The 26,470-nt window shown below is 72.7% G+C and carries 22 protein-coding genes; 8 read left to right on the top strand and 14 right to left on the bottom strand.

Annotation, left to right across the window (positions count from 1 at the left end; genetic code table 11):
- Positions 1 to 2 precede the first annotated feature (2 nt).
- The 4 genes from ABZ815_RS41990 to ABZ815_RS41975 form a co-directional block, all read right to left on the bottom strand.
- A complete protein-coding gene (locus ABZ815_RS41990; RefSeq protein WP_357707033.1) occupies positions 3 to 887 on the bottom strand; it encodes a hypothetical protein in 885 nt (294 codons plus the stop codon).
- 34 nt (positions 888 to 921) lie between these two features.
- A complete protein-coding gene (locus tag ABZ815_RS41985) occupies positions 922 to 1,824 on the bottom strand; it encodes a hypothetical protein (protein ID WP_189651649.1) in 903 nt (300 codons plus the stop codon).
- Positions 1,821 to 2,144: a PadR family transcriptional regulator gene (locus ABZ815_RS41980; protein ID WP_189651648.1), complete on the bottom strand. Its 324-nt coding sequence runs from the start codon at positions 2,142 to 2,144 to the stop codon at positions 1,821 to 1,823. Before ABZ815_RS41980 ends, ABZ815_RS41985 begins: the two co-directional genes overlap by 4 nt.
- Before the next feature lie 111 nt (positions 2,145 to 2,255).
- The gene (locus ABZ815_RS41975) at positions 2,256 to 4,784 is read right to left on the bottom strand and encodes a glycoside hydrolase family 9 protein (RefSeq protein WP_357707032.1); all 2,529 of its coding nucleotides are present in this window, start codon (positions 4,782 to 4,784) and stop codon (positions 2,256 to 2,258) included.
- A 185-nt stretch (positions 4,785 to 4,969) separates the two neighbouring features.
- Between ABZ815_RS41975 and ABZ815_RS41970 the strand changes: the two genes are divergently transcribed.
- Entirely contained in the window at positions 4,970 to 6,175 is a 1,206-nt protein-coding gene (locus tag ABZ815_RS41970) for a helix-turn-helix domain-containing protein (protein ID WP_357707031.1), read from the top strand.
- Between the two features lie 51 nt (positions 6,176 to 6,226).
- Here ABZ815_RS41970 and ABZ815_RS41965 read toward each other — a convergent pair whose 3' ends face one another.
- Together ABZ815_RS41965 and ABZ815_RS41960 are read right to left on the bottom strand one after the other, a co-directional pair.
- Positions 6,227 to 7,081, bottom strand: a complete 855-nt coding sequence (locus ABZ815_RS41965) for an SGNH/GDSL hydrolase family protein (RefSeq protein ID WP_357707030.1) — start codon at positions 7,079 to 7,081, stop codon at positions 6,227 to 6,229.
- Between the two features lie 111 nt (positions 7,082 to 7,192).
- Positions 7,193 to 8,323: an alkaline phosphatase PhoX gene (locus ABZ815_RS41960; RefSeq protein WP_357707028.1), complete on the bottom strand. Its 1,131-nt coding sequence runs from the start codon at positions 8,321 to 8,323 to the stop codon at positions 7,193 to 7,195.
- A gap of 229 nt (positions 8,324 to 8,552) precedes the next feature.
- Here ABZ815_RS41960 and ABZ815_RS41955 point away from each other — a divergent pair, with 229 nt between their 5' ends.
- Positions 8,553 to 10,523 (top strand): hypothetical protein, encoded by a 1,971-nt coding sequence (locus ABZ815_RS41955; RefSeq protein ID WP_357707027.1) that lies wholly within the window; start codon positions 8,553 to 8,555, stop codon positions 10,521 to 10,523.
- On the opposite strand, the gene ABZ815_RS41950 is transcribed toward ABZ815_RS41955, so the two are convergent.
- From ABZ815_RS41950 to ABZ815_RS41935, 4 genes are all read right to left on the bottom strand, one after another.
- Entirely contained in the window at positions 10,513 to 11,121 is a 609-nt protein-coding gene (locus ABZ815_RS41950; RefSeq protein WP_357707026.1) for a GNAT family N-acetyltransferase, read from the bottom strand. The two genes, ABZ815_RS41955 and ABZ815_RS41950, sit on opposite strands and share 11 nt — an antisense overlap.
- Positions 11,118 to 12,602 carry an APC family permease gene (locus ABZ815_RS41945; protein WP_357707025.1) on the bottom strand — a complete coding sequence of 495 codons (1,485 nt, stop codon included), beginning with the start codon at positions 12,600 to 12,602 and terminating at the stop codon, positions 11,118 to 11,120. The genes ABZ815_RS41950 and ABZ815_RS41945 overlap by 4 nt, the downstream gene beginning before the upstream one ends.
- 90 nt (positions 12,603 to 12,692) lie before the next feature.
- Positions 12,693 to 13,325, bottom strand: a complete 633-nt coding sequence (locus ABZ815_RS41940; protein WP_357707023.1) for a GPP34 family phosphoprotein — start codon at positions 13,323 to 13,325, stop codon at positions 12,693 to 12,695.
- 305 nt (positions 13,326 to 13,630) lie between these two features.
- Positions 13,631 to 14,101 (bottom strand): hypothetical protein, encoded by a 471-nt coding sequence (locus tag ABZ815_RS41935; RefSeq protein WP_357707022.1) that lies wholly within the window; start codon positions 14,099 to 14,101, stop codon positions 13,631 to 13,633.
- 251 nt (positions 14,102 to 14,352) lie between these two features.
- Between ABZ815_RS41935 and ABZ815_RS41930 the strand changes: the two genes are divergently transcribed.
- A complete protein-coding gene (locus ABZ815_RS41930; RefSeq protein ID WP_357707021.1) occupies positions 14,353 to 15,972 on the top strand; it encodes a carbamoyltransferase C-terminal domain-containing protein in 1,620 nt (539 codons plus the stop codon).
- Positions 15,973 to 16,073: 101 nt separating this feature from the next.
- A complete protein-coding gene (locus ABZ815_RS41925; RefSeq protein WP_357707020.1) occupies positions 16,074 to 16,868 on the top strand; it encodes an N-acetylmuramoyl-L-alanine amidase in 795 nt (264 codons plus the stop codon).
- On the opposite strand, the gene ABZ815_RS41920 is transcribed toward ABZ815_RS41925, so the two are convergent.
- Positions 16,865 to 17,488 (bottom strand): TetR/AcrR family transcriptional regulator, encoded by a 624-nt coding sequence (locus ABZ815_RS41920; protein ID WP_357707019.1) that lies wholly within the window; start codon positions 17,486 to 17,488, stop codon positions 16,865 to 16,867. The genes ABZ815_RS41925 and ABZ815_RS41920 overlap by 4 nt on opposite strands.
- 106 nt (positions 17,489 to 17,594) lie before the next feature.
- Between ABZ815_RS41920 and ABZ815_RS41915 the strand changes: the two genes are divergently transcribed.
- A complete protein-coding gene (locus tag ABZ815_RS41915) occupies positions 17,595 to 18,695 on the top strand; it encodes a serine hydrolase domain-containing protein (RefSeq protein WP_357707018.1) in 1,101 nt (366 codons plus the stop codon).
- A 13-nt stretch (positions 18,696 to 18,708) separates the two neighbouring features.
- On the opposite strand, the gene ABZ815_RS41910 is transcribed toward ABZ815_RS41915, so the two are convergent.
- Positions 18,709 to 18,894, bottom strand: coding sequence for a hypothetical protein (locus ABZ815_RS41910; protein ID WP_357707017.1), 186 nt, complete (start codon positions 18,892 to 18,894; stop codon positions 18,709 to 18,711).
- Positions 18,895 to 19,092: 198 nt separating this feature from the next.
- On the opposite strand from ABZ815_RS41910, the gene ABZ815_RS41905 reads away from it, so the two are divergent.
- The 3 genes from ABZ815_RS41905 (at position 19,093) to ABZ815_RS41895 (ending at position 21,874) form a co-directional block, all read left to right on the top strand.
- Positions 19,093 to 20,052, top strand: coding sequence for a nitronate monooxygenase (locus ABZ815_RS41905; protein WP_357707016.1), 960 nt, complete (start codon positions 19,093 to 19,095; stop codon positions 20,050 to 20,052).
- A 33-nt stretch (positions 20,053 to 20,085) separates the two neighbouring features.
- The gene (locus tag ABZ815_RS41900; protein WP_357707015.1) at positions 20,086 to 20,961 is read left to right on the top strand and encodes a hypothetical protein; all 876 of its coding nucleotides are present in this window, start codon (positions 20,086 to 20,088) and stop codon (positions 20,959 to 20,961) included.
- A gap of 94 nt (positions 20,962 to 21,055) precedes the next feature.
- Positions 21,056 to 21,874 carry an SAM-dependent methyltransferase gene (locus ABZ815_RS41895; RefSeq protein ID WP_357707014.1) on the top strand — a complete coding sequence of 273 codons (819 nt, stop codon included), beginning with the start codon at positions 21,056 to 21,058 and terminating at the stop codon, positions 21,872 to 21,874.
- Here ABZ815_RS41895 and ABZ815_RS41890 read toward each other — a convergent pair.
- Together ABZ815_RS41890 and ABZ815_RS41885 are read right to left on the bottom strand one after the other, a co-directional pair.
- Positions 21,868 to 23,022 (bottom strand): FAD-dependent monooxygenase, encoded by a 1,155-nt coding sequence (locus ABZ815_RS41890; RefSeq protein WP_357707013.1) that lies wholly within the window; start codon positions 23,020 to 23,022, stop codon positions 21,868 to 21,870. The genes ABZ815_RS41895 and ABZ815_RS41890 overlap by 7 nt on opposite strands.
- 77 nt (positions 23,023 to 23,099) lie before the next feature.
- Positions 23,100 to 26,186: a BTAD domain-containing putative transcriptional regulator gene (locus ABZ815_RS41885; protein WP_357707012.1), complete on the bottom strand. Its 3,087-nt coding sequence runs from the start codon at positions 26,184 to 26,186 to the stop codon at positions 23,100 to 23,102.
- Between the last annotated feature and the right edge of the window lie 284 nt (positions 26,187 to 26,470).

Raw genomic sequence — 26,470 nt, 5'->3', positions numbered from 1 at the left:
GGTCACATGCCGAACTGGGCGCTGACCTGCCCCTGGACCGCCTGCTCCTTCGGCAGGAAGGCCGGGTAGAAGTCCTTGCCGCACTCCAGGTCGTCGAGCGCCGCCCTGATCTCCTTGGCCAGATATGGCTTGGCCTGCTCGGGAGTGAGCGTCGGCGCATAGTACATCGGCATCTTGTCGTCCGTGGCGGGGGGAGCCACGTCGGGCACATCGTCCATCTGCTCGCGGCCCAGCTTGTCCTCGTTGCCGAGCCACGTCTTCTGCCCCAGCTCGGCCATGGCGACCGGCGCGGTGTCGCCGACGGCGTAGCCCTTGCCCTTCAGGCAGGTGGCCATGGCCGTGGCCAGCTCGACCAGCTCGGGGTCGGTGTTCAGCTTGCCCTTGCGGGCCCGGACGGAGGCCTTGAACTGCGCGTCGTAGAAGTCTTCCGCCGACTTCAGCTTCAGGCCGAGGACCTTGTTGGCCGCCGAGACCTGGCAGGCGTCCAGCGCCTTCCGGTACGCCTGCAGCTGCGCCTTGGAGAGCGCGGACTGGATCTTCATATTGGGGTTGGGCTCGTTGTCGAGGCTGGTCGTGCTTCCCATCTCCTTGGGATAGACGTGCTGGGCGAAGACCCCGAAGCCGTATTTTTCGCGATATTTCTTCATCGCCGGGTAATTGCCGCGCATGCGGCTCTTGTCGTCCTCGGTGCCCGGCTTGTGCGGCGTCACGTACGCGACGTACTTGAAGCCCTTCTGCTTCATGCAGTCCGCCTTGGCCGCCTCGAGCTGAACCTCCTTGCCCTCGGCGGTCGAGCCGGCCGAGGGCGCGGCGCTCTCGGTGGCGCCCCCGCAGCCGCAGAGGACGGCGAGCGCGAGCAGCGCGACGGGCAGTGTCTTCCTCATCATGGCGGCAGACCATACTCCGTTTAACGAAGCATGGTCAATCCAGGCAGTGCCGCCGCTGGCGGAAGGGTGCGAACGCGGCCCCCACGAGCAACAGCACGAGCACCCCCCAGTAGGCCAGGTGCTGCCTGGTCAGCACATCGGAGTGCAGCGCCAGCCCGCCGGACGCCATCGTCATGTAGATCCCCGCCGCGAGCGTCCAGCGATGGTCGCGGGCCAGGTAGGCGCTCCCCGCCGCCAGCCCCAACGCCAGCACCTCCACGGCCATCCTGCTCAGGCTGATCGGGAACGTGCCGCCGCCCTCCATCCACTCGGGACCCGCCCACGCCGCCGCCACGACCGCCGCCCACCACCACCACGACCTCCTGCGCGGCGCCCGCCGCAGCACGAGCAGCCCGGCCAGCGCCACCGCGTAACCGCCCGCGACCAGGTAGGGGTCGCTGTCCATGAACAGCGGCCGGTCCTGCAGGAACGTCGGATAGACCGGCAACAGGGTCGCGTCGAACGGCTGCCACCCGCCGGCCAGCGCCACCGCCTTGACCCCGGTGAGGAGCGTCAGCACGGCCGCCGTACGCAGCCATCCCCGTACGGTCGCCAGCAGCGTGAGCGCCGACAGCAGCGTCCACAACGGCAGCGTGCCGGCGTAGGGCAGCAGCGCGGCCAGGTTCGCCGCCGCGACGGCGGTGACGGCGAGGTGCACGCCGTCCCGCCAGGGGCTGCCGCTCGCCAGGTGGACGATCCGGCTGCGCACGCCGCCCGTGAGCAGCCCCCACGCCTCGCGCGGCACCGGGATCCGGCGTCCCGGGGCGGCCGATTCGAGGAGCACGTCGAGCAGCTCGTCGCCGTGGGCCGCGCGGTAGGGCCTGGGGTAGGCGAGCATGAGCTTGCGGTAGCGCCGTTCGAGCGGGGTCGCGGCCGGCGCCGACCCGAGGGCCGTCATCCGGCCGACGGCCGCAGGACGAGCGAGGCGGCCGCCTGCATCCGCCTGGCCTCGGCCTCCACCAGCGCCTGGCCCTCGTCGGTGATGCGGAAGTAGCGCCGGTTGCGCCCGTTGACCGTCTCCTCGCGGTCGACGGTGATGACGCCGCGCTCGTTCAGGCGTTCCAGGATGCCGTAGAGCGTGCCGACGGAGGGCTGGACCCGGCCGCCGGACAGCTCCTTGACCGACTTGCTGATCGCGTGGCCGTGCAGCGGGCCGGCACGCAGCGCGGCGAGCACGAAGTACATCGGCTCGCTGACTTCTGAGGTTCCCCTGGGCATGGGGGAGACATTATTCCGTTCAACGAAGTGTGGGCAACGCGGACGGCCACCGGACCGGAAGGACCGCCCGCGTCGCGTCTCACCGGACGTGCGGGCCGCCCGCGCCGCGCGTCACCGGCAGCGGTCGCCGTTGAGGCGGAAGGTCTCGGGGGCTGGGTTCGGCCCCGAGGTGTGCGTGCCGACGAAGCCGAACGTCACGGACCCGCCGGGCCTGACCCGGTCGTTGTGACCGACGCTCCCGGCGGTCACCACCGCGCCGGACTGGGTGAACTCGGCCCCCCAGCCCTGCCTGATCCGCTGGCCGCCGGGGAACGACCAGCTCAGGGTCCAGCCGTCCACGCTCTCCCTGCCGGTGTTCTCGATCACGATCTGGCTGGTGAACCCGCCGGGCCACGAGCCGTGCGCCGAGTAGCGGACCCGGCAGGCCGACTGCTCGCCCTTGTCCGCCAGGAACGCCGACACCCACGCCAGCGGCGAGTTCCAGTTGATGGTCAGCTCGTTGGTGGACCAGGACTCGATGTCGTCGATGTAGCAGAACTGCGGCTTGCAGCCGCGCAGCAGCCGCTGGGCGACCGGGTCCTGGATCGCGGAGTTGGGGCCGCCGGCCAGCGAGCCGCGCGGCGGGTGGGGCAGCGAGTGGTCGAGCTGGTGGGCGTACCAGCGGCTGTGCTGGTTCTGGGCGGAGACCTCGCCGTAGCCGGTGACGTACGAGCGGTTGAGCGCGTTGCGGCCGAGCAGGTAGTCCATGCCCTCCCGTACGGCGGCCCGGTACTTCTCCTGGCCGGTCAGGTCGTAGGCGGTGGCCAGGACGACCAGGTTGTTGAGCACCAGGTTGTTGGAGCCCCAGTCGAAGTCCGCCGGCGCGTACGGCAGCCCGTACGGGTGTGCCCGCTGGACCGCCAGGTACTTGTCCGCCCCCGCGACCACCGACTGCCGCACCTTGTCCCGGCCCGGCAGCGCGTTGGGCACGGTCGCCAGGTCGAGGCGGCCGAGCTGGGCGGTGTTGCCCCAGTCGAAGCCGCGCTCGCGCCAGATGTCGCCGGTGTGGTGCGGCGAGGCCAGCACGAAGTCCGCGAACTCCTTCTCGCCCGTGGTGAGGTACAGCTCGGCCGCCGCCCAGTAGAACTCGTCGCTCACGTCGGCGTCGTCGTAGGCGCCGCCGCCCACGCCGTCGTCGGGGGCGGCGTACCTGGCCGGATCGGCCTTCGCCGCCGCCCACGCCCTGCGCGCCGCCTTGAGGTTCCTGACCGCGAACGCCGCGTCGTAGGGCGCGAACAGCCGGGCCGCCTGCGCCGCCGTCGCGGCCAGGTTGAGCGTCGCGGCCGTGGACGGCGGGTGCAGCTCGCGCTTCTGCGGGTCGAGGTGCGGCAGCAGCGGCAGGCCGGTCCAGTTCTGGTCGTGCACCTTGTGGTGGGCCATCCCCGCGTACGGCTTGCCGTCCGGCACCTGCATGCTCAGGATGAACTCCTGCTCCCAGCGGGCCTCGTCCAGCACGTCGGGCACGCCGTTGCCGCTCTCGGGGATGCGGAGCTGGCCGTCGGTGAAGGCGGCCCGGTCGCGCTCGTAGGCCGACATGAGCTGGTGGACCGAGATGCCGCCGTTGACCACATACTTGCCGTGGTCGCCGGCGTCGTACCAGCCGCCCTTGACGTTCAGGGTGTAGTCGCAGACGCCAGGCTGGCAGGGGACGTCCGTGTCGCCCTGGTTCGGGGACGCGCCCGCGTGCCCGGCCGGACGCCCGTAGCCGGGACGCAGGCTGTCGAGGATCTCGATGCCGCTGCGCTGGGTGTAGTAGAACTTCAGCGCGTCCGTGGGCAGGGAGTCGTACACGTTCGCGCCGATGTCGAACGGCCTGCTCGTCTCGCCGTCGGCGGTCAGCGTGTAGCCCTCGCCGGGCTTGGCGTAGGCGCCGAAGTCGATGGTGTGCACGTTCTGCCCGGAGCTCGCGTCCACGCCCTTGGGGCTGGTACGGCCGTTCGCCACCCGCTTCCGGGCCGCGTCGCGCAGCTCCCAGTCCAGGGGCGTGGTGGCCTCGGTGACCAGGGTGGCCTTCTTGGGGCCCGACGGGAGGTAGCCGACCATGTTCACCCGGACGCGCGGGCCGGTGTCCGGCTCGTAGACCTCGGGTTCGGCGCCGCCCTTCAGCGACACGTCGTCCATGCAGAACCTCCAGGGCTCGGCGCTGCCGCCCAGCTGGAACGCCACCTGGGCGTTCGGCAGCGAGACCGGGGCGGTGAAGGTGTAGGAGTAGCCGTCGCCCGGGGCATCCAGTGCCGGGGCGGCCGACAGGTACTGCGTCCACGGGTCCACTGGGAGCTGGATCAGGGCCTTGCCGACCTTGGCGGGGGTGGCGGAGGCTGTGAACCGGTAGGCGTAGGTGTCGCCGGCGACCAGCGGGACGCCGTCCTGGCCGATGATGACGTCCCAGGGGTTGGCGGTGCCGCCGGGGATGTCGGCGCACAGCCTGCCGCCGTCCACGGACAGGGTGGTGTTGCCGGTGCTCCACCAGGGGGCGGTGCCGGCGTCGAAGGTGCCGTTCACGATCTGCTCGGGTCCCTCGTCGGCGGCGCGGGCGGGCGCGGCGGGGGACAGGGCGACCATGGTGAGGAGGGCCAGTAACGCGGCCCGGCATCGGGTCATGGAGGTCCTTCGGGGGGTTGGGAGCGCTCCCAATAGAGCGACCCCGATCCTCCTTGCCCACCGCTGCCCCGTCAACGGGTGCCCGCCATCGGCGCTGGAAGACGCTGAAACTTTCACGCCCCGGCCCGGACCGAGCCTGTCGGCCGCCCTTCACTGACGGCTCATGTTCTGGGAGGGTTCGGAACGTGGTCCCTGCCCTCACCCTGGCCGGGTGCGCCGCGCACGAGTTGCTCGAACGCCAGACCGCCAAGCTGGCCAGGCAGCTCGTACGCGGCTTCGCCGAGGAGATCCCCCTCTACCGGCGGCTGCCGAAGGAGGAGCTCGACGGCGAGATCACCGTCATCACCGAGCACAACCTGCGGCTGATCGCCCGCATGTTCCGCGACCGCCGCCCGCCCACCAGGGCCGAGCTGGCCCCGCTGCGCTCGTCGGCGGCCCGCCGCGCCCAGGAGGGCGTGCCGCTGGAGGCCCTGCTGGCCGCCTACCACCTGGGCGCGCGCAAAGTGTGGGAGCACCTGTTCGCCAAGGCCACGCCCGCCGACTTCGAGGACGTCCTGGCGGCCAACCGTCTCATCCTGCTCTACACCGAGTCGGTGACGGCCGCCGTGTGCACCGCGTACCTGGAGGAGCGCGAGGGCATGCTCAGCCACGAGCAGCACGCGCTGCACGCCGCCGTGTCCGCGCTGCTCGGCGGTGACCGGGCGGCGCTGGCCGGGGTGCGGCTGGCCCCGCGCTACCTGGTGCTGGCGCTCGCGGTGGACCGGCATCCCGACGAGGAGAGCGACGAGCCGGGCGGGTCGATCGCGGGCCGCCGCAAGTTGCACCGGATCAGGACGGCGCTCCAGCGGGCCGCGGCCGAGCCGGTGCTGTCGGTGCTGGACACGACGGGCGGCCTGGTGTTCGTGCCGATCACGGGCGATGACCCCGACTGGTACGAGGTCGGCGAGACGGTCGCGGGGATGGCCAAGGCGGCCGGCGTGCCGGTGTGGGCGGCGGCCGAGATCGCCCCGCCCGACGGGGTGCCGGAGGCCGTCAAGCTGGCCGAGGAGGTCCTGGACGTGGTGCGGGTCTTCGAGCAGCCGCCGGGCGCCTACCGGCTGGCCGACGTCCTGCTGGAGTACCAGCTCACCCGGCCGAGCCAGGCCACCGCCGTGCTCGCCGGCCTGCTCGACCCGCTGCTCGACAACCCCGACCTGCTCAGGACGCTCACGGTCTACCTGGACACCGGCCTCGACCGCCGCCGTACGGCCGAGCTGCTGCACGTGCACCCCAACACGGTCGACTACCGTCTGCGCAGGGCCGTCAGCCTGACCGGCCTCGACCCCGTGGACCCGGCCCACCTGCAACGCATCGGCGCGGCGCTGGCCGCCAGACGCCAGCACGGCAAGTGAACGGGAGCCGTCCCCCGGCAGGGACGGCTCCCGTCGCGCGATTCGGAGCGTTCAGACCGCGGACACCGCGGCGGTCACCACGGTGGCGAAGTTCCGCATCCCGAGACCGTTGGGGTGGAAGGGGGCGGCCGGCGAGGCGGGCACGTACGGCTCGATCCAGCGCACGCCCGGTGCCTTGCACGGGTCGTGGCCCACGCTCGGCGTCTGGAGGTCGACGAACGCCGCTCCCGCGGCGGCGGCCTGCTCGGCCAGCATCCGGTTGAAGTACTGGAGCGTCGCGCGGATGTAGTTGGCGTCGGCCTTGATGATCGGGACGGTCGGGTAGCAGCCGTTCGGCGGCGCGTAGGTGGCGTAGCCGACCATGAAGATCCGGGCACGCGGGGAACGGGCGCGGATGTCGTTCACCAGCGTGGTCAGCTTGGGCCGCAGCGCGTCGGTCTTGACCCGCCAGGAGTCCTGGCCGTCGACGATGTAGTCGTCGTTGCAGGCGTCGCCGACGGGCGGGGGCAGCAGGTTCAGGCAGTCCTCGATGAAGCCGGTCAGGCCGACGTCGTTGGCGCCGATCTGCACCGTGACCAGGGTGGTGTCCGCGCTGAGCGCGTCGAGCTGGGGTGCGACGCTGCCCAGGTCGGTGCCCTGGGAGTTGTACATGTCACGGGTCTTGGCGCCGGAGCAGGTGACGTCCCTGAAGGTGGCGGCGCCGATGGCCTGGGCGGTCAGGTGGGCGTAGTTGCGGTCGGAACGCCAGCAGCCGAGGTCGGGAACGACCTGGTTGGGCACCAGGGGACCCGACGCGGCGGAGTCGCCGAGCGCCACGTACACCTCGCCCTGGGCGGCGTGTGCGGGCGGCGCGGCGCCGAGCGCCAGGGCGGTCGCGGAGAGCAGGACGAGCAACCGTCGGACCATTGAGGACTCCTTCGGCGGGGTGGGGGTGTGGAGGCCGCACTGGTCCGGCGGCTCCGGCGGGGGGTGGAAGTCGTGCCGGTTCGGTGGTTCCGGCGGGGGAAGCCGTGCTGGTCAGCGGCGGAAGGGCCCGGTCACCTCGTACGTGATCCCCCCGGTGCCGGCGGTCTCGCCGCTGGTGCCGCGCTGGGAGGAGAAGTAGAGCCGGGTGCCGTCGGGGGAGAACGCGGGGCCGGTGATCTCCGACTTGGCCTGGCCGTCGAGGCGCATGACGGGGGCGACCACGCGGTCGGGCGTGATGATGTTGATCTCCATGTTGCCGCCGTCCTCGGCCACGTACAGGTCGCCGGACGGGCGGCCGGTGATGTTGTCGACGCCGTCGAGGGTGCCGCCGCCCTCGTAGATCGCGGTGACCGTCTGCCTGGCGGTGTCGTAGGCCCAGACCTTGCGGTCGCCCTTGGCGGTGAAGTAGCAGATCCCGGCGGCGTAGTGGCAGCCCTCGCCGCCGCTGAAGCGGCGGGCCGCGGAGACCTGGTTCCTGGTCTGCGTGTCGAAGACGCCGGGCGTCGCGTCGGGCACCGGCCGCCACTCGACGCTGTCGCCGCCGAGCCCGCACAGCACGTCGAGCCGGCCGCTGGACAGGTCGCCCCAGGTGTTCGGGGTGAAGCGGTAGAAGCAGCCGTCGCCCTCGTCCTCGGTCAGGTAGACGACCTTGTGGTCGGGGTCGCAGGCGGCGGCCTCGTGCTTGAACTTGCCCATCGCGGGGCGCTGCTGGGCGGAGCGGTTGCCGTACGGGTCGGTCTCGTAGACCTTGCCGCGGAAGATCTCCTCGCAGGACAGCCAGGTGCCCCACGGGGTCGCGCCGCCCGCGCAGTTGAGGTTCGTGCCGCTCAGGATGCGGTACGCCCGGTCGATCGAGCCGTCGGCCCTGAACCTGATCGCCGAGGTCCCGCCCACGAGCGGCACCTCGGAGTTGGACACGTAGATCCAGCCGGAGCCGTCGGCGAAGCACGCGCCGCCGTCAGGAGCGGGGTGCCACAGCGTGCCGCCGACGACCCGGCCCGACCTGGCCACCACCCGGCTGGTGAATCCGGCGGGCAGCGCCATGCCGTTGGCGTCCGGGGCGCCGAGCGGCCCGTACGGGCTCACGCCCGCACCCGCCGCGGAGGCCACGGCGTCGTGCCACATCGCCCCGGAGAACGCGACCGCCGCGGAGACGGTCCTGATGAAGGTACGGCGGCGCATCCTGTCTCCACGTCGTCTCGCGTCGGCTGATGTCGGTTGGATTCGCAGACATGACGATGAGCCCTGCCCGTCCTTCTGTGAACTGGACAGGGCAGTAAATCCGGACGGTCAAATCTGTGACGCCTCACAAATCTGAACGGCATTCCGCGAATCCATTGACGGCGGCCCCGGCGCGATCCACCATGGCCCGAACCCCCGGCCTCGATCAGCTCCCGAGGTGCCCGTGCGCGTGCTTCCCCGTCTCCTCATCGCCCTCGCCCTGGTCTCCGTGACGCTTCCGGCGTCACCGGCGTCACCGGCCTCGGCGGCCTCCGACCCGTCCGGCTGCGACCCGATCGACCCGGCGGCCTGCCTGCTGCCGTTCCCGAACGACTGGTTCACCGTCGCCGACCGGGCCACCGACACGGGCCGCAGGGTGGCCTTCGCGGCCGGGTCCACGCCGGTCTCGGCCGCGGGCGTGCCGATCGCGCCCGCCGAGTGGAACAGGAACGACGGCTTCTCGCCGGGCTCGATGCTGCTGGCCAGGGTGCCGGGGCTGGACCCGGCCAGGACGGGGATCGCGCCGATCACCGACATCGGCAGGTCGCTGGACCGGGACGCGCCCGTCGTGCTCCTGGACACCGTGACGGGGGAGCGGTGGCCGTACTGGGCCGAGCTCGACGCGAACGCGCCCGCCGACCGTCAGGCCCTGATCGTCCGCCCGGCCCGCAACCTGCGCGAGGGCCACCGGTACGCGGTCGCCCTTCGCGACCTGCGCGACGCCGCCGACGGCCCGATCCCGCCGAACCCCGCCTTCGCCACGGTCGCCGGCCCGCCCCTGCCGCCCGGCCACGACCTGTACGAGCGGCAGCGCCGCCTCCAGCCCGCCCTGTCCGCGCTGCGCCGCGCCGGCGTCAGGACCGGCGGCCTCTATCTGGCCTGGGACTTCACCGTCGCCAGCGCGCGCAGCCTGGCCGGCCCGGCGCTGGCCATGCGCGACGACGCCCTGCGCACGCTGCGCGGCCGGGCGCCCGCCTTCGAGGTCACCTCGGTCACCGACCTCACCCCCGAGCAGGACGCCCAGATCGCCCGCCGGGTCGAGGGCACCTTCCGCGTGCCGAGCTACCTCGACCGGCCGGGCGGCCCGCCCGGTTCGGCGCTCAACCGCGGCCCCGACGGCCTGCCGGCCCGACTGCCCGGCAACGAGCAGGTGGCGCCCTTCCGCTGCGAGATCCCCCGCGTCGCCTTCGACCGCCCCGCCCGGCCCTCCCTGTACGGCCACGGCCTGCTCGGCAGGCACTCCGAGGTGGGCGCGGCGAACGTGCGGACCATGGCGCAGGAGCACGGGTTCCTCTTCTGCGCCACCAAGTGGATCGGCATGGCCGACGAGGACATCCCGCACGTCGTCACCGTTTTCAGCGACATCTCCAGGTTCGGCACGGTCCCCGACCGGACCCTCCAAGGGTTCCTCGACTTCATGTTCCTGGGCCGCGCCATGACCAGCCCGGACGGCTTCGCCGCCCACCCCGCCTTCCGCACCGATCGCGGCCGCCCGCTGATCGACCTGCGCGCGGGCCTGGTGTACGACGGCAACAGCCAGGGCGGCATCCTGGGCGGCGCGCTGGTCGCGCTGTCGAAGGACATCGAGCGCGGCGTGCTCGGCGTGACCGGCATGAACTACAGCACCCTGTTCAACCGCAGCGCCGACGCCGCGCCCTTCCAGGCCGCCCTCGACCGGGCCTACCCCGACAAGCTGGACCAGCAGCTCATCCTGGCCCTCATGCAGATGTTGTGGGACCGCGGCGAGGCCGACGGCTACGCCGCCCACCTGACCGACCGCCCCTACCCGGGGACGCCGCGGCACCGGGTGCTCATGCACGTGGCCTTCGGCGACCACCAGGTGGCCACGGTCACCGCCGAGGTCGAGGCCCGTACCGTCGGCGCCCGGCTGCTGACCCCGGCCCTCGCCCCCGGACGCAGCCCGGACGCCGTGCCGTTCTGGGGCATCCCCGCGATCCGCGGCCGGGCCCACGCCGGCTCGGCCCTGGTGATGTGGGACGGCGGCGCCCCCGCGCCACCGCTCACCAACACCCCGCCCACGCAGGGCGAGGACCCGCACGAGAAGCCGCGCAGGACCCCCGCCGCCCAGCTTCAGAAGTCGGTGTTCCTCAAGACCGGCGTGGTCGCCGACGTCTGCGACGGCCCCTGTCTCACCCAGTGACGCCGGGCCGCCACATGGGCCAGAACAGGGTGCCGTCGGGCAGCGCGAACGGCTCCTCGGCCTGGTAGCCGTGCCGGGCGTACAGGTCGCGGCTGCGGGCGCTGCTGGCCTCCAGGTAGGCGGGCGCGCCGTCCAGCAGGGCGTGGTGGCGGCGGAGCAGCGCCGACCCGAGGCCCCGGCCCTGGTGGTCGGGGTGCACGGCCAGGAACGCCAGGTGGTGGTACGGCGGCTCCGGGTGGTGCCGTTCGAACAGCTCGTCCAGGGCCTGGAACCGGTCGGCCCACTTCCCGGTGGCGGCGGCCAGGCGGCGGTCGTAGTCGGGCGGCTCGGGCGGCGGCGCGTCGGCGGTGTGCGGCACCCACACCGCGACCGCCCGGCCCTCGTCGAGGAGGTCGACCTCGCCGTGCTCGATGGCGTGCGAGACGAGGATCAGGAAGTCCGCCACCATGATCTCGTGCCGCCCGGCCGGCTCCGGCACCAGGTACGACACCGCGGGCAGCCGCGCGAACGCCGTCGCCACCAGCTCCGCGACCGTCCCTGCGTCCGCGGCCGTCGCCCGGCGGACGTCGTGCGCCGCCACGTCCTGTGAACGCGTCATCGGACGGCCTCCGGCGTGGCGGCGGCCTTGGCGCCCATGCCCACCAGCGAGTACACGCGCGGCTGTCCCGAACGCAGGACCAGCGCCCAGCCCACGCCGAGCAGGGCCGCCAGCGCGTACACGACCGGCAGGATCCAGGCGAGCGGATCGCCCTCGGGCACCCCGAGCAGCGTCGAGAAGTTGTCCAGCGCCAGCCACACCATCACGGCCAGCGCCAGCGCGGCGGGCACGGGGGCCGCGAAGCGCCGCGCGAGGCTCTCCCCGCTCGGCTGCCGGGCGAAGAACACGACGATCGCGATCGAGGTGACGAACACCAGCAGCAGCACCCCGAACCCGCCGAACGAGCCGCCGTAGAAGAAGAGCTGCACCAGCGGGTCGAGCCCGAGGACCGCGTAGACCACGATGACGACCAGCCCGAGCACGGTCTGCGCGATCGAGCCCGACCGCGGCGCGCCGCTGCGCGGCCGGGTGCGGCCGAAGAAGGCGGGCAGCACCCGCTCGCGTCCGAGCGCGAAGAAGTACCGGGCGGTGGTGTTGTGGAAGGAGATCATGGCGGCGAACACGCTGGTGACGAAGAGCACCCGGGCGACGTCCACGACCGCGCCGCCGAGGTGCTGGTTCGCGATGATGAAGATCGTCTCGGCCTGGTCGCGGCGCGCGGCGTCCACGATGGCCGCCGGTCCCGTGGCGACCGTCATCGCCCACGACGACAGCGCGTACAGCCCCGCGATGATCGCCACCGACGAGTACGTGGCCAGCGGCACGGTACGCCGCGGATCCCGGCTCTCCTCCGAGAACACCACCGAGGACTCGAACCCGACGAACCCGAGCGTCGCGATGACCAGCAGCGCCCCCACCCCCGGCACGAACAGCGCCGCGGGCGACAACGTCTCGGCCGAGAACCCGGACGGCGCCGGGTTCACCAGGTCCGCCAGGTCGAACAGCAGGATGACCGCCACCTCGGCGGTGAGCAGGACGGCCAGCAGCCGCCCGTTGACGTCCACCCGCATCAGGCCCAGGACGCCCACCAGCGCCCAGGCCACCAGCGAGATCGCCCACCAGGGCGGCGCGCCGCCGAACCACCGTTCGAGCAGCGGGGTGGCCGCCGCGCCGAAGGCGCCGTACAGGCCCACCTGCAACGCGTTGTAGGCGATGAGCGCCACCCAGGCCGCCGCGATGCCCGCCGGACGGCCCAGCCCACGGCTGATGTAGGTGTAGAACGCGCCGGCGTTGGCCATGTGGCGGGCCATCGCCACGTACCCGACCGCGAACACCGCCAGCACCACGCCCACGACCAGGAACGCGATCGGCAGCCCGGTGATCCCGGTGACGGCGTACCCGGTGGTGATCACACCGGCGACGACGGTGAGCGGCGCGGCGGCCGACAGGACGAAATAGACGACCGAGGGCGCGCCGAGCCGGTCGGCGGCCAGGGCGCCGGCGATCGGGTCGGGCGCGGCGCCGGATCTCGCGGAGGGCATCGCGTTCCTTTCTGGAGGGTTCAGGTGCGGTGCGGTCAGGACAGCGGTCTGGGGGTTCCGTGAGGCGGGGTCAGGGCGGGCGGTCCGGGGTCACGTCCGGTAGGTCAGGACGGCGTCGCCGACGGCGGCGCTCACCTGGCGGCCCAGGTCGCTCAGCGGCTGCGGCATCGCGGCCAGCACCGTGGTCAGGTACTGGTGGGCGCCGCGCCGGTCGGCCGGGTCCTCGACGACGACGTCGGTCAGGTCGCACGCCTCGGCCAGCGCCGCCAGCGCCATGTCGTGCGGGGTCAGCGGCTGCCACTTCACCAGCGCCAGCCGCAGCCGCGCGGCGGGCCACATGGCCCGGTTGAAGTCGTGCGAGAAATAGCGGAATTGTTTACGTTTGAGCAGCCTCGGGGATTCGCGTTCGAGCAGACCATTACCCATCAGGCGGGCGGTGACTTCGGTGACCGAGCGTTGTGCGAGGTAGGCCAACCAGGTTCGCACATCGGTGTGCTGAGGGGAATTGCCGATTTCGGTCAGCACCTTTCCGGCCAGCTCGTCCGGGACCCGGCGCTGGTCGACCACCCGCAGCCGGACGCCCTCGACGGTGATCCGCTGCTCCAGCACCAGCTCCGCGAGCAGCGCCCCGGCCAGGCCGAGCGCCACGCCGGCGACATGGAGCCGAGGCTTGCCCGAGCCCGTCGCGTCCCAGCAGACGAAGAAGAAATCATCGGCAAGCAAAAATCGGCCCGCTCACTATAGGAATTGGTGGATGACCGGTTCAGGGAGCAGCGTGTAGCCGCCAGCGGCAATTTCTACCAAGAACCACATCTCCGGGCTAGACCCTATTTATCGGGAAATAAAAGAGCACCGGCTTCACGGAGAAGCCGGTGCCGTCCGTTCGGGGGCCCTAAAGCCGATGATCGCCTGATGGGCGGGCTGCCGCGACCGGACCGTGTCCGCCCCCGCCCGGCCAGGGTGAGTGACGTGGATCACACTCCAGGGTTTCGGCCGGGCCCTTCGTCCACCTGTGGGACGGTCGTCGCTCAGTTCGCGCAGTCCTGCTTGTCCAGGGCCAGGCCCATCTCGTAGATCTTGCCCTTGGAGAGCAGGAAGTAGTAGTGGGCCTTCGGGTTGCCCGGCACGGCGACGTACGGGAAGCCGCTCTCGGCCGTCCGCAGCTTCTTGGCGTACGCGCGCTTGAGCTGGGCGTCCGTCGAGCCGATGCCGATGCCCTGCGGCGTCCTGACGCCCTTCGGCGCGAAGATGATCGCCACGCCCCGCTTCTTGGAGATGAACAGGCCGACCGCGTCGCGGCCCGTCCGCTGGGCCTTGAGGTCCCAGCCGGAGCAGCTGTCGGAGTCGAGGGCGGGCTTGTGGACGATCTTCCCGGTGGCCTGGGCGGCCTTTGCGGTCATGCCCAGCGTGACCCCGCCGTATCCGAGCGGGCCGAAGGTCGGGGCGGCGAGCGCGGGCGAGGAGATCCCGGCCAGCGCGACGCCCGCCGCGAGGGTCACGGCCGCGATTGTGTGCTTCGTCGTCATGCAGGGTTTGACTGCGCACTCGGCCCACAAGTTCTGCCGGATTCGCGGGCGGGTCCGGGCTGACGTGTCCGTTACGCGGTTGAGGGATGGTCTTGTCCGAAGCTCGGGTACTGGTGCCGGTGATCACAGCCCAGGAGGCATCAGAGATGGCGGACGTTCCCATCGTTGTCGGCATAAATCGCGCTCAGGATGGTTCTGTTGCTGTCGCTGTGGGCGAGTCGGGCATGTACAGCCTGCAGAAGGAGCGCATCAGCCGGCGCAGGCATCACTGGGGCCGTCTCGGCGACCTGCCGGACCTGTACCTGCCCGAGATGCCGCTGCTCAAGGAGCCCGTTGACCTCGTCGTCGAGGGATACTCCTCCGACACCGAGATCGAGCACAAGGACGCCTACGAGGAGGAGCTGCGCGAGACGCTGAACCTCAAGGAGGACGCCCGGGTCGTCCTGGTCTCCCACCATCTCAGCCACCTCTACAGCGCGTTCCCGCCCTCGCCGTTCGACCGGGCCGCGGGCCTGGTGATCGACGCGCACGGCAGCCGGGTCAGGGACTTCACCGAGCCGGTCCCGCTGCCGAAGGGCACCCGCGACGACATGCTGGAGGTGGCCTCGTTCTACCGCTGCGAGCGCGGCGGCGAGATCGAGTGCCTGGCCAAGCAGCTCTGGGACGGCGACTGGACGCGACCGGCCGGCCTCGGCTGCTTCTACGCGCTGCTGACCAAGCTGCTGTGGCCCGAGGGCGAGGGCCACGAAGGCAAGGTGACGGGCCTGGCCCCCTTCGGCGACGCGTACGTGTACGGCCTGCCCGACCTCGACGTACGCGGCCACGAGGTGTTCATCCCCGAGGAGTGGATCGAGACGTTCGGCCAGCACGACGCCTACGTCTACGAGCCCGGCGGCGAGCGCTTCTCCCGCGCGGCGGACCTGGCCGCGGCCGGCCAGCGGGTCTTCGAGAACGCCCTCGCCCAGGTGGTCGCCTGGCTGCACGGGCAGACCGGCCTGGACAGCCTGGCCTTCGCCGGCGGCGTCGCGCTCAACTGCGCGGCCAACGGCCGGATCGTGCGCGAGTCGCCGTTCCGCGAGGTGTTCATCCCGCCGAGCCCGCACGCCGGCGGCACCGCCGTGGGCTGCGCCCTGTACGGCCTCGTCGAATGCCTCGGCGTCGAGAGCCGCTTCCGCTGGACCGACGACTTCCTCGGCCCCGACCCGGACGAGAGCGAGATCACCGCCGCCGTACGCAGCCTGCCGGACGGCCTGGTGGCCGAGCAGCCGGACGACCTGGTGGGCGCGATGGTGTCACTGCTGGAGAGCGGCCGCGTCGTGGGCCTGCACCAGGGCCGCAGCGAGTCGGGCCCGCGCGCCCTCGGCAACCGCAGCATCATCGCCGACCCGGCCAGACCGGACATGCAGGACTACGTCAACTTCGAGATCAAGGGCCGCGAATGGTTCCGCCCGCTGGCCCCGCTCGTGCTGGCCGAGCACGCCGGGCGCCTGTTCGGCGTCGACCGCCCGGCCCCGTTCATGCAGTACTCCGCCGACGTGCGCCCCGAGCACCGCGCGAGCCTGCCCGGCGTGACGCACGTGGACGGCACGGCCAGGCTCCAGACCGTGGAGGAGTCGGCCACGCCGTTCCTGCACGCCCTGCTGACCAGGTGGCACGAGGCCACGGGCTCCCCGGTGCTGATCAACACCTCGCTCAACGGCCCCGGCGACCCGCTGACCGAGACGCCCGAGCAGTCGATCGACACCCTGCTCTCGACGAACCTGCACGCCCTGGTCATGCCGCCCTACCTGATCCGCAAGCGCGAGGAGCCGCCGATCCCCGGCGTGACCTGGGACCGCGACTAGCTCGGGCGTCCGTGCCGGTGAAACCCAAATCGAGGTCATAGTTGCCGCAGGTCAGAGTGGGTGACGGGGGCAGCGGGCAGGCCCGGGTTACGGTCGGACGCATGCGCGTTCACCCAGCCGTCCCCGTGGTGCTGATCGCCCTGGCCGGGCTGTCGGCGGCCTGCGGCGGCGGCCCCGTACGCACCACTCAGGGGGTGGTCGTGACCTCCGCCTCGCCGTCGCAGGAGACGCGGAACGCGCTGGCCGGGAAGACCGTCGTGCTCGATCCGGGACACAACGGCGGCAACGCCTCCCACCCCAAGGAGATCAACCGCCCGGTCGACATCATCACCGGGCGCAAACCCTGCAACACCACCGGCACCCAGACCGCCGCCGGCTACCCCGAGCACGCCTTCACCTGGGACGTCGCGCGCCGCCTGAAGCCGCGCCTCGAAGACATGGGCGCCAAGGTGGTGCTGACCCGACCGGACGACACCGGCGTAGGCCCCTGCATCAACGAGCGGGCGGCCATCGGCAACAAGGCGCGGGCGGACGCCGTCCTGTCGATCCACGCCGACGGCGCGCCGCCGGCCGGCCGCGGCTTCCACGTGATCATGCCGGGCCTGGTGCCCGGGCACAACGACGCGATCATCCAGCCGTCCAGGAAGCTCGGCGTGGCCGTCCGGAACGCCTTCCGCGACGGCACCGGCATCCCGTACGCCACCTACGTCGGCGAGCAGGGCCTGCAGACCCGCACCGACCTGGGCGGGCTCAACCTGTCCACCCGCCCGGCGGTGTTCATCGAGTGCGGCAACATGGCCAACCCGGGCGACGCCGCCAAGATGTCCGACGGCGAGTTCCGGGAGGAGATGGCCGGCGCGCTGGCCGCCGGGCTCAAGCAGTTCCTGGCCGGTTAGGCGCCGTAGGCGCGCAGGAACACCTCCACCGCGGCGTCGGCGAGCCGGTCGAGCTCGGCCTCGGTGTGGTGGTCGCCGCCCCCGGAGAACATCACCCTGTTCACCGGGATCCACAGCAGCAGGCCGACGAAGTGCTCGGCGGCGAGCCGCGGATCGTCCACGGGACGCAGTCCGTGCCCGGCCAGGCGTCCGAAGGCGGTGGCCATCGCCTCCAGCGACCGTTCGAAGCCCTGCCGGTACCAGGTGCGGCCGAGGTCGGGGAACCGGTCGGCCTCGGCGATGATCAGCCGCCGCAGCCGCAGCACGTCGGGCTGCATGATCGCGTCGAGGAACTCGTGGGCCAGCTCGCGCAGCCCCTTCTCCAGGTCCTGGTTGCCCTCCAGCGACTGCGCGATCAGCTCGGCCAGGCCCTGGATCTGGTTCGCGGTGTCGAGGACGATCGTGGCGAAGAGCTGTTCCTTGTCGCTGAAGTGCTTGTAGACCGTCTGTTTCGAGACCGCGGCGATCGAGGCGACCTCGTCCATGCTGGCGCCCACGTAGCCGTTGCGCAGGAACACGGCGTGCGCCGCGTCCAGGATCTGCCTGCGTTTGCGGGCGGTCCGCCCGTCCTCTTCCGGCACTGACCCACCAATCTTTCGATCATGTGTTCCCACAGTACTGGACAGTTCCGTACTGATCTGAGTACTGTACCGTCTAGTTCCCGAAAGCGACAGGAGTGACGACCTCATGACCGATCTTCAGCAGCAGGTGCAGGAGACCGCCGACAAGCTGGTCGAGTCGGGCGTCGAGCGCGGGTTGCAGGTGGCCGTCTACCGGGACGGCACGCAGGTCGTCGACGTGGTGGCGGGCGTGGCCGACCCCGAGACCGGCCGGCCGGTCACCTCCGACACCCCGTTCTACAACTTCTCCATCGGCAAGGGCGCCACCTCGGCCGTCGCCCACATCCTGGCCGAGCGCGGCCTGTACGACTACGACACCCCGGTCGCCGACCTGTGGCCCGAGTTCGCCAGGCACGGCAAGGAGGGCGTGACCGTCCGCCACGTGCTGACCCACACGGCCGGCGTGCCCGGCGTGCCGCTCGACACGACCCCCGAGGACGTCTGCGACTGGGACAAGATGGTCGCCGCCCTGGAGAACGCCGAGCTGTGGTGGGAGCCCGGCACGAAGATGGGCTACCACGCCTACACCTTCGGCTTCCTCGTCGGCGAGATCGTCCGCAGGACCACCGGCAAGCGCATCTCGCAGGTGCTGCTGGAGGAGGTCTCCGGCCCGCTGGGCGTGGCCCGCGAGCTCTACTTCGGGATGCCGCCGGAGGAGCAGCACCGCCTGGCCCGGCTGGAGGACGTGCCGATGGACCCGTCGGCGTTCGGGGACATGCCGGCCGACCTGCCGATGTTCAAGGCCGGGCCGATGGAGCTGATGCCGAACGCCGCCCTCGGCAGCAGGCCCGACTACCTGACCGCCGACATCCCGGCCGGCGGCAAGACCTCGGCCAGGGCCGTCGCGCGCATGTACGCCGCCCTGCTGGGCGAGGTGGACGGCGTCCGGCTGATCTCGCCGGAGCGGCTGCGCGAGGCGACCGCGGTGGCCTACAGCGGCCCGGACGAGGTCTTCGGCATGCCCTCGACGTGGGGTCTGGGGTTCACCATCGGGCTTCCCGGCGGCTCGCCGGAGGAGGGTGCGACGGCGTTCGGCATCGGCGGGGCGGGCGGCAGCTACGCGTGGGCCGACACGGCGACCGGCACCGCCGTCGCCCTCACCAAGAACCGCCTCACCAACGACTTCACCGCCGTCGGCGAACTGGCCGCCCTCGTGGCCCGCTCCTGACCGTAGCGGGGGATCAGCCGTCGCGGCACAGGGGACGGCCGCCGACCACGCAGGCGATGCCGTCGAGGTCGCAGCTCAGCAGGGTGCCGTCCATGCCCATCACGAGCACGAGATCGCGCCTCGACCGGTGGGCCAGCATGATCCGGCCGACGACACCGTTGTCCAGGACCACGGTAGGGCGGGTTGCAGCGCTTTCCATGTGCTGGCGACTCCTCTCGGGTTCACAACAGGCCACGCGCGCCGGACCCGTCCCCACCAGGATGCACAGCCTCCGCCTCCGGCGCATCGGTCATCCGGCTCTACTTTCGTACGGATCCTGCGTTGTCCCCCTCCCGCCAGCCTCCGGAAGACGTGCTGCGAGACTGGCAACGGCAGGGGCCAGAGGAGGGGGACCGGCGTGCGTACGTGGTTGACCGAGCGGTTCGGGCTGACGGTGCCCCTGGTGGGCGCGCCCATGGCCGGAGTGGGGGCGGGCCGGCTGGCCGCCGCCGTGTCCGCGGCCGGCGCGCTCGGCGTGATCGGGGTCGCCTCCTCCGCGCCCGCCTCCTGGATCGAGGCCGAGGCCGCCGTCGCCGCCGGGAGCGGGCGGCCGTACGGGATCGGGCTCATGGCCTGGGCGCTGCCCGGCAACCCGGCCCAGTTCGAGGCCGTGCTCGCGGCCCGGCCCCGGCTCGTCTCCGTGAGCTTCGGGCCGTACGAGCGGTACGTGGAGGAGCTGCGGCAGGCCGGCATCACGGTCGTCACCCAGGCGGGCACCACCGACGAGGCTCGCGCCGCCGAGCAGGCCGGCGTGGACGCGGTCGTCGCGCGCGGGGCCGAGGCGGGCGGGCACGGCCGTGCCGACGTGGGCACGCTGCCGCTGCTCCAGAGCGTGCTGGACGCCGTCCGCATCCCGGTGCTGGCGGCCGGCGGCATCGCCACCGCGCGCGGGCTGGCCGCCGTGCTGGCGGCGGGGGCCGAGGGGGCGTGGGCCGGCACGGCGTTCATGGGCTGCGCGGAGACCACCCTGTCCGGGACGGCGGCGGCCCGCGTGCTGGCCGCGGCCGAGACCGACACCGTCTACGGCCGCGTCTTCGACGTGGCCCAGCGTCTGGACTGGCCGGTGGAGTACGGCGGCAGGGCCCTGCGCAACGCCTTCTTCGACCGCTGGGCCGGCCACGAGGAGGAGCTGGCGGCCGACGAGGAGGCCGCGGCGCGGATCGCCGCCGCCCGCCGCGACGGCGACTTCGACACCGCCTGCGTCTACGCGGGCCAGGCCGTCGGGATGGTGCGCGAGCAGCGTACGGCCGCCGACGTGGTGGCCGGGTTCGCCGAGGCGGCCACGCTGCTGCGCCGCTTCGCCACGCCCGACGGATGACGCCGGTCCCCGCCTGATGCATCCTCTTGTGCCATGACGAATCAGACGTTGCCCGCGACGCGTTCCGGGACCGTGCCTCCGGAGACCGCGCCCGCCAGGGGCAGCGTGCTGGAGGTGATGGAGAAGATCGGTACGGTCGTCGTGCCGATCGCCGTCGCCGTGTACGCCCTGCTCTACCTGGGCTTCGAGAGCGTCTATGACACCTTCGGCATCACCCCGGAGCAGGCCGGGCTCACCCAGGCGAGCATCTTCGGCCATCTGGTGGCGACGCTGGTGCTGCTCTTCCTGACCCTGCTGCCGCTGCTCGGCCTGGTCGTGGGCGTCTGGTGGCTGCTCGACCGGATCACCCGCGGCGCGGCCGGACGCGCCCTCGACCGGGCACGGGAGCAGCCGTGGCTGGCCGCCGGGGTCGGCGCGGCGCTGTCGGGGGTGGCGTACTGGGGGATGCTCGGCATCCTGGACGTCACCGGCACGCCGGTGCTGATCACGGTCGTGGTGGTCGGGCTGTTCTGCCTGCTGGTGCCGTACCGGCTGCTGCGGGCCAGGCCCACGGGACGGGCCGCGATGCGGGTGCTGACGGGCGCGCTGGTGGGGGTGGGCCTGGGCTTCGTGCTCGTGGGCTGGATGACGCAGGGGGCCGAGGCGGTGCACGACCGCGGCGAGGCCAACCTCGTGCTCCAGCTCACCGGCTTCTCCAACCAGTGGGCCGAGGTCCGCGACGACGGCGGCAGGCTCCTGTCGAAGGGGGAACGCTGGCTGGTGCTCGGCCAGGACTCCGGCGCGTACGTGTTCTACGACTGCGCCACGGCCGGCACGATCCGCCGTCCGATCGACGCGACGGTGCTGAGCCGGATCGAGCTGGACCCCGAGCTCGACGACCCCCGCTCCTGCGGCTACGCGGCGAAGTAGAACGTGTTCCGATATGTCGGGAACTTCCCGGCCGGGCCAGAAGTTACCGAGTAGTATGGCCGTCGAACATTGGTAGGCGAGGAAATGAGCCGCCGTGTCTGAGCTGGAACGCGTTCCCCCCGGAGTCGACCCGACCGTACCGAGCTCCGCCCGGGTGTACGACTATTTGCTCGGCGGCAAGGACAACGTCGCCATTGACCGCGCGGTGGCCGAGAGGCTGCTGGCCGTCGCGCCCGACGCCCGCGCCGTCGCCAGGGCCAACCGCCGCTTCCAGATCGAGGCCGTGCGCCACGTGGCCCGGCAGGGCGTGCGCCAGTTCATCGACCTCGGCACCGGCATCCCCACCTCGCCCAGCATCCACGAGGCCGTCCGCGAGGTGAGCCCGGCCTGCCGGGTGATCTACGTGGACCACGATCCGATGGTGCGCCTGCACGCCCAGGTGCTGCTCGCCGACCAGCCGGGCGTCGCCGGCATCCAGGCCGACCTGCGCAGACCGGCCGACGTCCTGGCCGACCCGCACGTGACCGGCCTGATCGACTTCGACCAGCCGGTATGCGTGCTGATGGTCGGCGTGCTGCACTACGTCATGGACGCCGAGGACCCGTCCGGCATCGTGGCCGCCTTCAGGAAGCCCATGGCCCCCGGCAGCCATCTGGTGCTCTCCCACGCGATGGCCGAGAGCTCTCCCGAGGCCATCGCCCAGCTCCACCTGGCCACGTCCGGCTCGCCCGCCCAGGGCGTGTTCCGCAGCCACGGCGAAGTGCTGCGGCTGTTCGACGGGTTCGAGCTGATCGGGCCCGGCCTGGTGCCCGTCCAGGATTGGCGGCTCGCCGGCGACGACCACCTCCCGCTGGTGGACGGCGCCCCCCGCCTCCGGCTCGACGCCGGCGTGGGCCGGGTGGCCGCTCAGTAGTCCTTGAGCGTGATGTCCGTGGCGAACTTGTCGGTCAGCTTCATCATCAGGCGGAACAGGAAGCCGACCTTGAAGGTCCAGTTCCGCATGCGGATGCGGGCGGGGGTGCCGGGAGCCAGGAAAGGGCCCGCGTTGCCGCTCTTCGCGATCTTGGCGTAGCCGCGCATCTGGCGCTCGTACTCGGCGAAGGCCGCGCGGTGGTCGCCGCCCGCCGCCGCCAGCTCCCCGGCCAGCACGTACGCGCCCACCAGCGCCAGCCCGGTGCCGAAGCCGCCCAGCGTGTTGCCGTACGCCGCGTCGCCCAGCAGCACCACCCGGCCCGTCGAGTACCGGTCGATGTTCACCCTGCTGAGCGAGTCGAGGTAGACCTCCTTGGCGCCGCGCAGCGCGTCGAGGACCTGCGGGGTGCGCCAGCCCATCCCGGCGTAGGCCCGCGCCAGGATCGCCTTGTGCTGCTCGGTGTCGTAGCGGTCGTAGTCGAGCCGCTCGGAGGCGAAGACGAAGAACGCCGTCGCCTTCGGCCCGCCGACCGCGACCATCCTGCCGGGCTCGTTGTACATCTGGCCGTGGGGGCCGAAGTCGGCGTCCAGCTCCACCAGGGCGTAGTAGTGGCCGAGGAAGTCCACGTAGTCGGACTCCGGGCCGAAGGCGAGCCTGCGGACGTTGGAGTGGATGCCGTCCGCGCCCACGACCAGGTCGAACGTGCGGGGGGCCGAACGCTCGAAGGTGACGTGCACGCCGCCCGGGGTCTCGGTGAGCGAGGTGATGGAGTCGCCGAACACGTACTCGCAGGAGCCGGCGGTGCGCTCGTACAGCAGGCGGGCCAGGTCGCCGCGGCGGATCTCGATGTCGCCGCCGCTGAACTCGCCGGGCATGACCGCGACCGTGCGGCCGGAGGCGTCCACGAAGTGCTGGTCGGTGCCGCCGGTCTGGAGGCGGCGCACGTCGTCCAGGATGCCCATGCGGGTCAGGACGGTGTGGTGGGTCTCGCCCTTGAAGTCCACGGCCTGGCCGCCCTCGCGCAGGGCCGGCGCCCTCTCCACGACGGTGACGTTGCAGCCGCGGCGGGCGAGCAGGTGGGCGAGCGCGGGGCCGCCGATGCTGGCGCCGGAGACGAGGACGTTGGTGTTCTTCAGGTGGTCTCTCATGTCGGCAAGCCTCGCCGGGAGCGCTGACAGCCCGGCGACGACCGGCTGACAGTCCCCGGCGCGGCCGTCCCGGACTGTCAGGAGAGGATCGTGGACAGGGCCTCTTCCCTGGTCATGGCGGCGCCGCGGGCGTACAGGGTGGCGAAGCGCTCCGGGCCGAGCGCGGCCGTGGCGGCGGCGGCCGTGGCGGCCACGTCGGGGTCGCCGGTCACCGCCATGCCGCGCAGCGCCACGCCGACGCCGAGCAGCAGCGCGGCCCGCTCGGGTGCGTCGGGCAGGACGGCCTCGGCCAGGCCCTCGGCGGCGTCGGCGAGGTCGCTGCCGATCGGCGAGCGCCGGGCGGCGGCCACCGCCTCCCGGTGCCGGGCCACGGCCTCGACCGTCTCGCCTCTGGCCTGGGCCAGCCGGCCCAGGGCCGTGGACACCTGCGACCCGGTGCCGCCGGCCGCCGGGCCGCCCTGACCGGCGGCGGCCAGCGCGTCCCGCAGCCGTTCGGCGGCCTCGCCGAGGTTCCCCTCGATCCTGGCCAGGTCGGCCAGCCCCACGTGCACGGTCACCGTCAGCTCCGGACGGCCCACCTCGCGGGCGATGTCGAGGGCCCGCAGGTAGTCGGCCCTGGCCGCCGCCGGGCCGTCCGCGCGCAGCCGGGCGCCGGCCCGCCGGCACAGCACGTCGGCCAGCTCGTCCAGCGCCCCGAGCTCGTCGAGCAGCCGGACCGCCTCCTCCCACAGCTCCATGGCCCGCGCCCATTCGCCGCGCCAGCCCGCGACCAGTGCCAGCCAGTCGAGCCCCTGCGCCTTGCCCCAGCGCTCGCCCAGCCCGCCGAACGCCTCCAGCACGGCCTCCAGCTCCCGTTCGGCCGCCACGACCCCGCCGTTCAGCAGCGTGAGCAGCGCCTCGCTGAGCCGGCCGAGCGCCACGCTCCACGGGTCCTCGCCGAGCCCGCGCCGCCGCGGACCGTCCGCGCCGGCCTCGGGCGGGCCCGCGGTCATGCCCCACAGCGCGGCGGCGAACCGGTGCCGCATCGGCCGGCCGGTCTCCGACATGATCGCGCGGGCCCGCGTCCAGTGCGGTGACCCGGCGTCGAGGGCGGCGTGCAGGACGGCGAGCACGTACTCGTCGGCCAGGTCCGCGGGCGGCTCGTGGCCGATCGCGTCGAGCAGCCGCCTGGCCGGCTGGACGGCCTGGCCGCGGCTCCCGCTCAGCCACCAGTACATGGCCAGGGCGGCGATGAGCCGCAGCGCGAGCGGCGGGTCGTGCTCGACGCCCCAGCGCAGCGCGGCCCGCAGGTCGGCGTCGTCGGCCCTGAGCACGGCCAGCCATTCGAGCTGCTCGGCCCGGTAGAGGTGGGGTTCGGCGCGCTGGGCGTGCTCCAGGTGCCAGGCGGCGTGCGCGGCGCGCAGCCCTTCCTCCTCGCCGGCCTCGGCCAGCCGTTCGGCGCAGAACAGCCGGATGGTGTCCAGCATGCGGTAGCGGTCGCCGGCGGTCTCGACGAGCGACTTGTCCACCAGGTCGGCCAGGAGCACGGCGCTGTCCTCGCCGCACACCCGCTCGACCGCCTCCAGCCGGGCGCCGCCGGAGAACACCGAGAACCGCCGGGCCAGCACCTGCTCCTCGGCGTCCAGCAGGTCCCAGCTCCACTCGACGACGGCGTGCAGCGTCCGGTGCCGGGCGGCGGCCGTGCGGTCGCCGCGCGAGAGCAGCCGGAACCGGCCGTGCTCGGCCAGCCGCGCGGCGATCTCCTCCACGGGGAACGTGCGCACTCGCGCCGCGGCCAGCTCGATGGCCAGCGGCAGGCCGTCCAGCGCGGCGCAGATGCTCAGCGTCGCGCCGAGGTCGAGCTCCAGCCCCGGCCGTACGGCGGCGGCGCGGTCGGCGAACAGCCTGACCGCCGGGTAGGCGAGCGCGTCCCCGGCCGGGACGCCCGGCGGCGGGGTGCCGAGCGGCGGGAGCGGGACCAGGTGCTCGCCGGTGATGCCCAGCGGCTCCCTGCTGGTCGCCAGGACGCGCACGCCGGGGCAGCCGCCCAGGAGGCGGCGGGCCAGCGTGGCGGCCTCGGCGACGACGTGCTCGCAGTTGTCCAGGATGAGCAGCAGGTCCTGCTCGGCCAGGGCGGCGACCAGGCGTTCGGCGGGGTCGGCCAGGCCGGGGACGCTCGGGCCGAGCGCCGACTCGCGCAACCCGAGCGCGTTCAGCACCAGCAGCGGCACCTGCCCTTCGCCGCCGGCGGGCGACAGGTCCGCGAAGCACGTCTGCGTCCCCTGGTCGCGGGTGGCGGCCTCGACGGCGAGGCGGGTCTTGCCGGTGCCGCCGGGGCCCGTGATCGTGACCAGGCGCTCCCCGCGCAGCGCGGCCAGGCGCGCCAGCTCCTCCTCCCGGCCCACGAACGTGGTGAGCTGGGGCGGCGGCGCCGACCGCGTGGGGCGGGCCCGCCGCTGCTCGCCCCGCAGGATCGCCAGGTGCAGCGCCGCCAGCTCGGGCGACGGGTCGGCCCCCAGCTCGTCGGCCAGCAGCCGCCGCGCCTCGTCGTAGACGGCCAGCGCCTCGGCCTGCCGTCCGGCCGCGTGCAGGGCGCGCATCAGCAGCGCGCGCGGGCGCTCCCGGAGCGGGTGGGCGGCGACCAGCTCGCGCAGGCCCGCCGCGGGCTCGGCCTCGGGCAGGTGGAGGTCGGCCTCGTACAGGTCCTCCTGGGCCGCCAGGCGCAGCTCCTCCAGCCGGTCGGCCTGCCCCGGCGCGTACGCGGCCTCGCGCACGTCCGCGAGCGCCGGGCCGCGCCACAGGTCCAGGCACTCCTTGAGCGTGTCCGCCGCCGCCGCGTGCCGGCCCGCCGCGAGCAGCCGCCGGCCCTCGCGGGCCAGGCGCTCGAAGCGGTGGGCGTCGACGTCCTCGGGCGGGACCGCCAGCCGGTAGCCGGCGCCGTGGAACTCGATCAGGTCGGCCGGCAGGTTGCGCCGCAGCCGGGAGATCTGCGCCTGTACGGCGTTGGCCGCGCCCGCCGGTGGGCTCTCGCCGTACTGGGCGTCGATGAGCCGGTCGACGCCGACCGTGCGGCCGGCCTCCAGCAGCAGCAGGGCGAGCAGGGCACGCGGTCGCGGACCGCCCACGGCGATCGCGTCGCCGCCGGACGACCGCACCTCCAAGGGGCCCAGGATGCCGAACTGCACGTGCTCGATTGTCCAGCATCGCGCGTACTACCCGCACGTGGACTGATGTGACCAGCGGTAACGGAAATGTCGGTATGCCTACCGATGAACATACGTATTTTCGCGCCGTCAACAAGCGCTTAGCGTCTGGCGGCAACAAGGCGAAACGGTCCGCTTGCTGTATCCGTCACCCTTTATCACCCCCCACATCCCCCTCACGCCCCGCGACCCAGGACACCCCTGACCGCATGGTGGCCCGCGCACGCCCACAAGACGGCAACGGCCTGAGGGAGCCCGCCGAAAGG

Source organism: Nonomuraea sp. NPDC047529, from assembly GCF_040642995.1.
GTDB lineage: Bacteria > Actinomycetota > Actinomycetes > Streptosporangiales > Streptosporangiaceae > Nonomuraea.
The sequence above is the reverse complement of the archived record's forward strand: the minus strand, read 5'-3'. Positions and strand labels throughout refer to the sequence as shown.

Coding starts and splice junctions, on each gene's coding strand:
- ABZ815_RS41925 (WP_357707020.1), top strand. CDS start 16,074: ATGCGCGTTCACCCAGCCGTCCCCGTGGTGCTGATCGCCCTGGCCGGG.
- ABZ815_RS41960 (WP_357707028.1), bottom strand. CDS start 8,323: ATGCGCCGCCGTACCTTCATCAGGACCGTCTCCGCGGCGGTCGCGTTC.
- ABZ815_RS41990 (WP_357707033.1), bottom strand. CDS start 887: ATGATGAGGAAGACACTGCCCGTCGCGCTGCTCGCGCTCGCCGTCCTC.
- ABZ815_RS41980 (WP_189651648.1), bottom strand. CDS start 2,144: ATGCCCAGGGGAACCTCAGAAGTCAGCGAGCCGATGTACTTCGTGCTC.
- ABZ815_RS41975 (WP_357707032.1), bottom strand. CDS start 4,784: ATGACCCGATGCCGGGCCGCGTTACTGGCCCTCCTCACCATGGTCGCC.
- ABZ815_RS41950 (WP_357707026.1), bottom strand. CDS start 11,121: ATGACGCGTTCACAGGACGTGGCGGCGCACGACGTCCGCCGGGCGACG.
- ABZ815_RS41900 (WP_357707015.1), top strand. CDS start 20,086: ATGACGAATCAGACGTTGCCCGCGACGCGTTCCGGGACCGTGCCTCCG.
- ABZ815_RS41945 (WP_357707025.1), bottom strand. CDS start 12,602: ATGCCCTCCGCGAGATCCGGCGCCGCGCCCGACCCGATCGCCGGCGCC.
- ABZ815_RS41930 (WP_357707021.1), top strand. CDS start 14,353: ATGTACAGCCTGCAGAAGGAGCGCATCAGCCGGCGCAGGCATCACTGG.
- ABZ815_RS41985 (WP_189651649.1), bottom strand. CDS start 1,824: ATGACGGCCCTCGGGTCGGCGCCGGCCGCGACCCCGCTCGAACGGCGC.
- ABZ815_RS41915 (WP_357707018.1), top strand. CDS start 17,595: ATGACCGATCTTCAGCAGCAGGTGCAGGAGACCGCCGACAAGCTGGTC.
- ABZ815_RS41910 (WP_357707017.1), bottom strand. CDS start 18,894: ATGGAAAGCGCTGCAACCCGCCCTACCGTGGTCCTGGACAACGGTGTC.
- ABZ815_RS41890 (WP_357707013.1), bottom strand. CDS start 23,022: ATGAGAGACCACCTGAAGAACACCAACGTCCTCGTCTCCGGCGCCAGC.
- ABZ815_RS41965 (WP_357707030.1), bottom strand. CDS start 7,081: ATGGTCCGACGGTTGCTCGTCCTGCTCTCCGCGACCGCCCTGGCGCTC.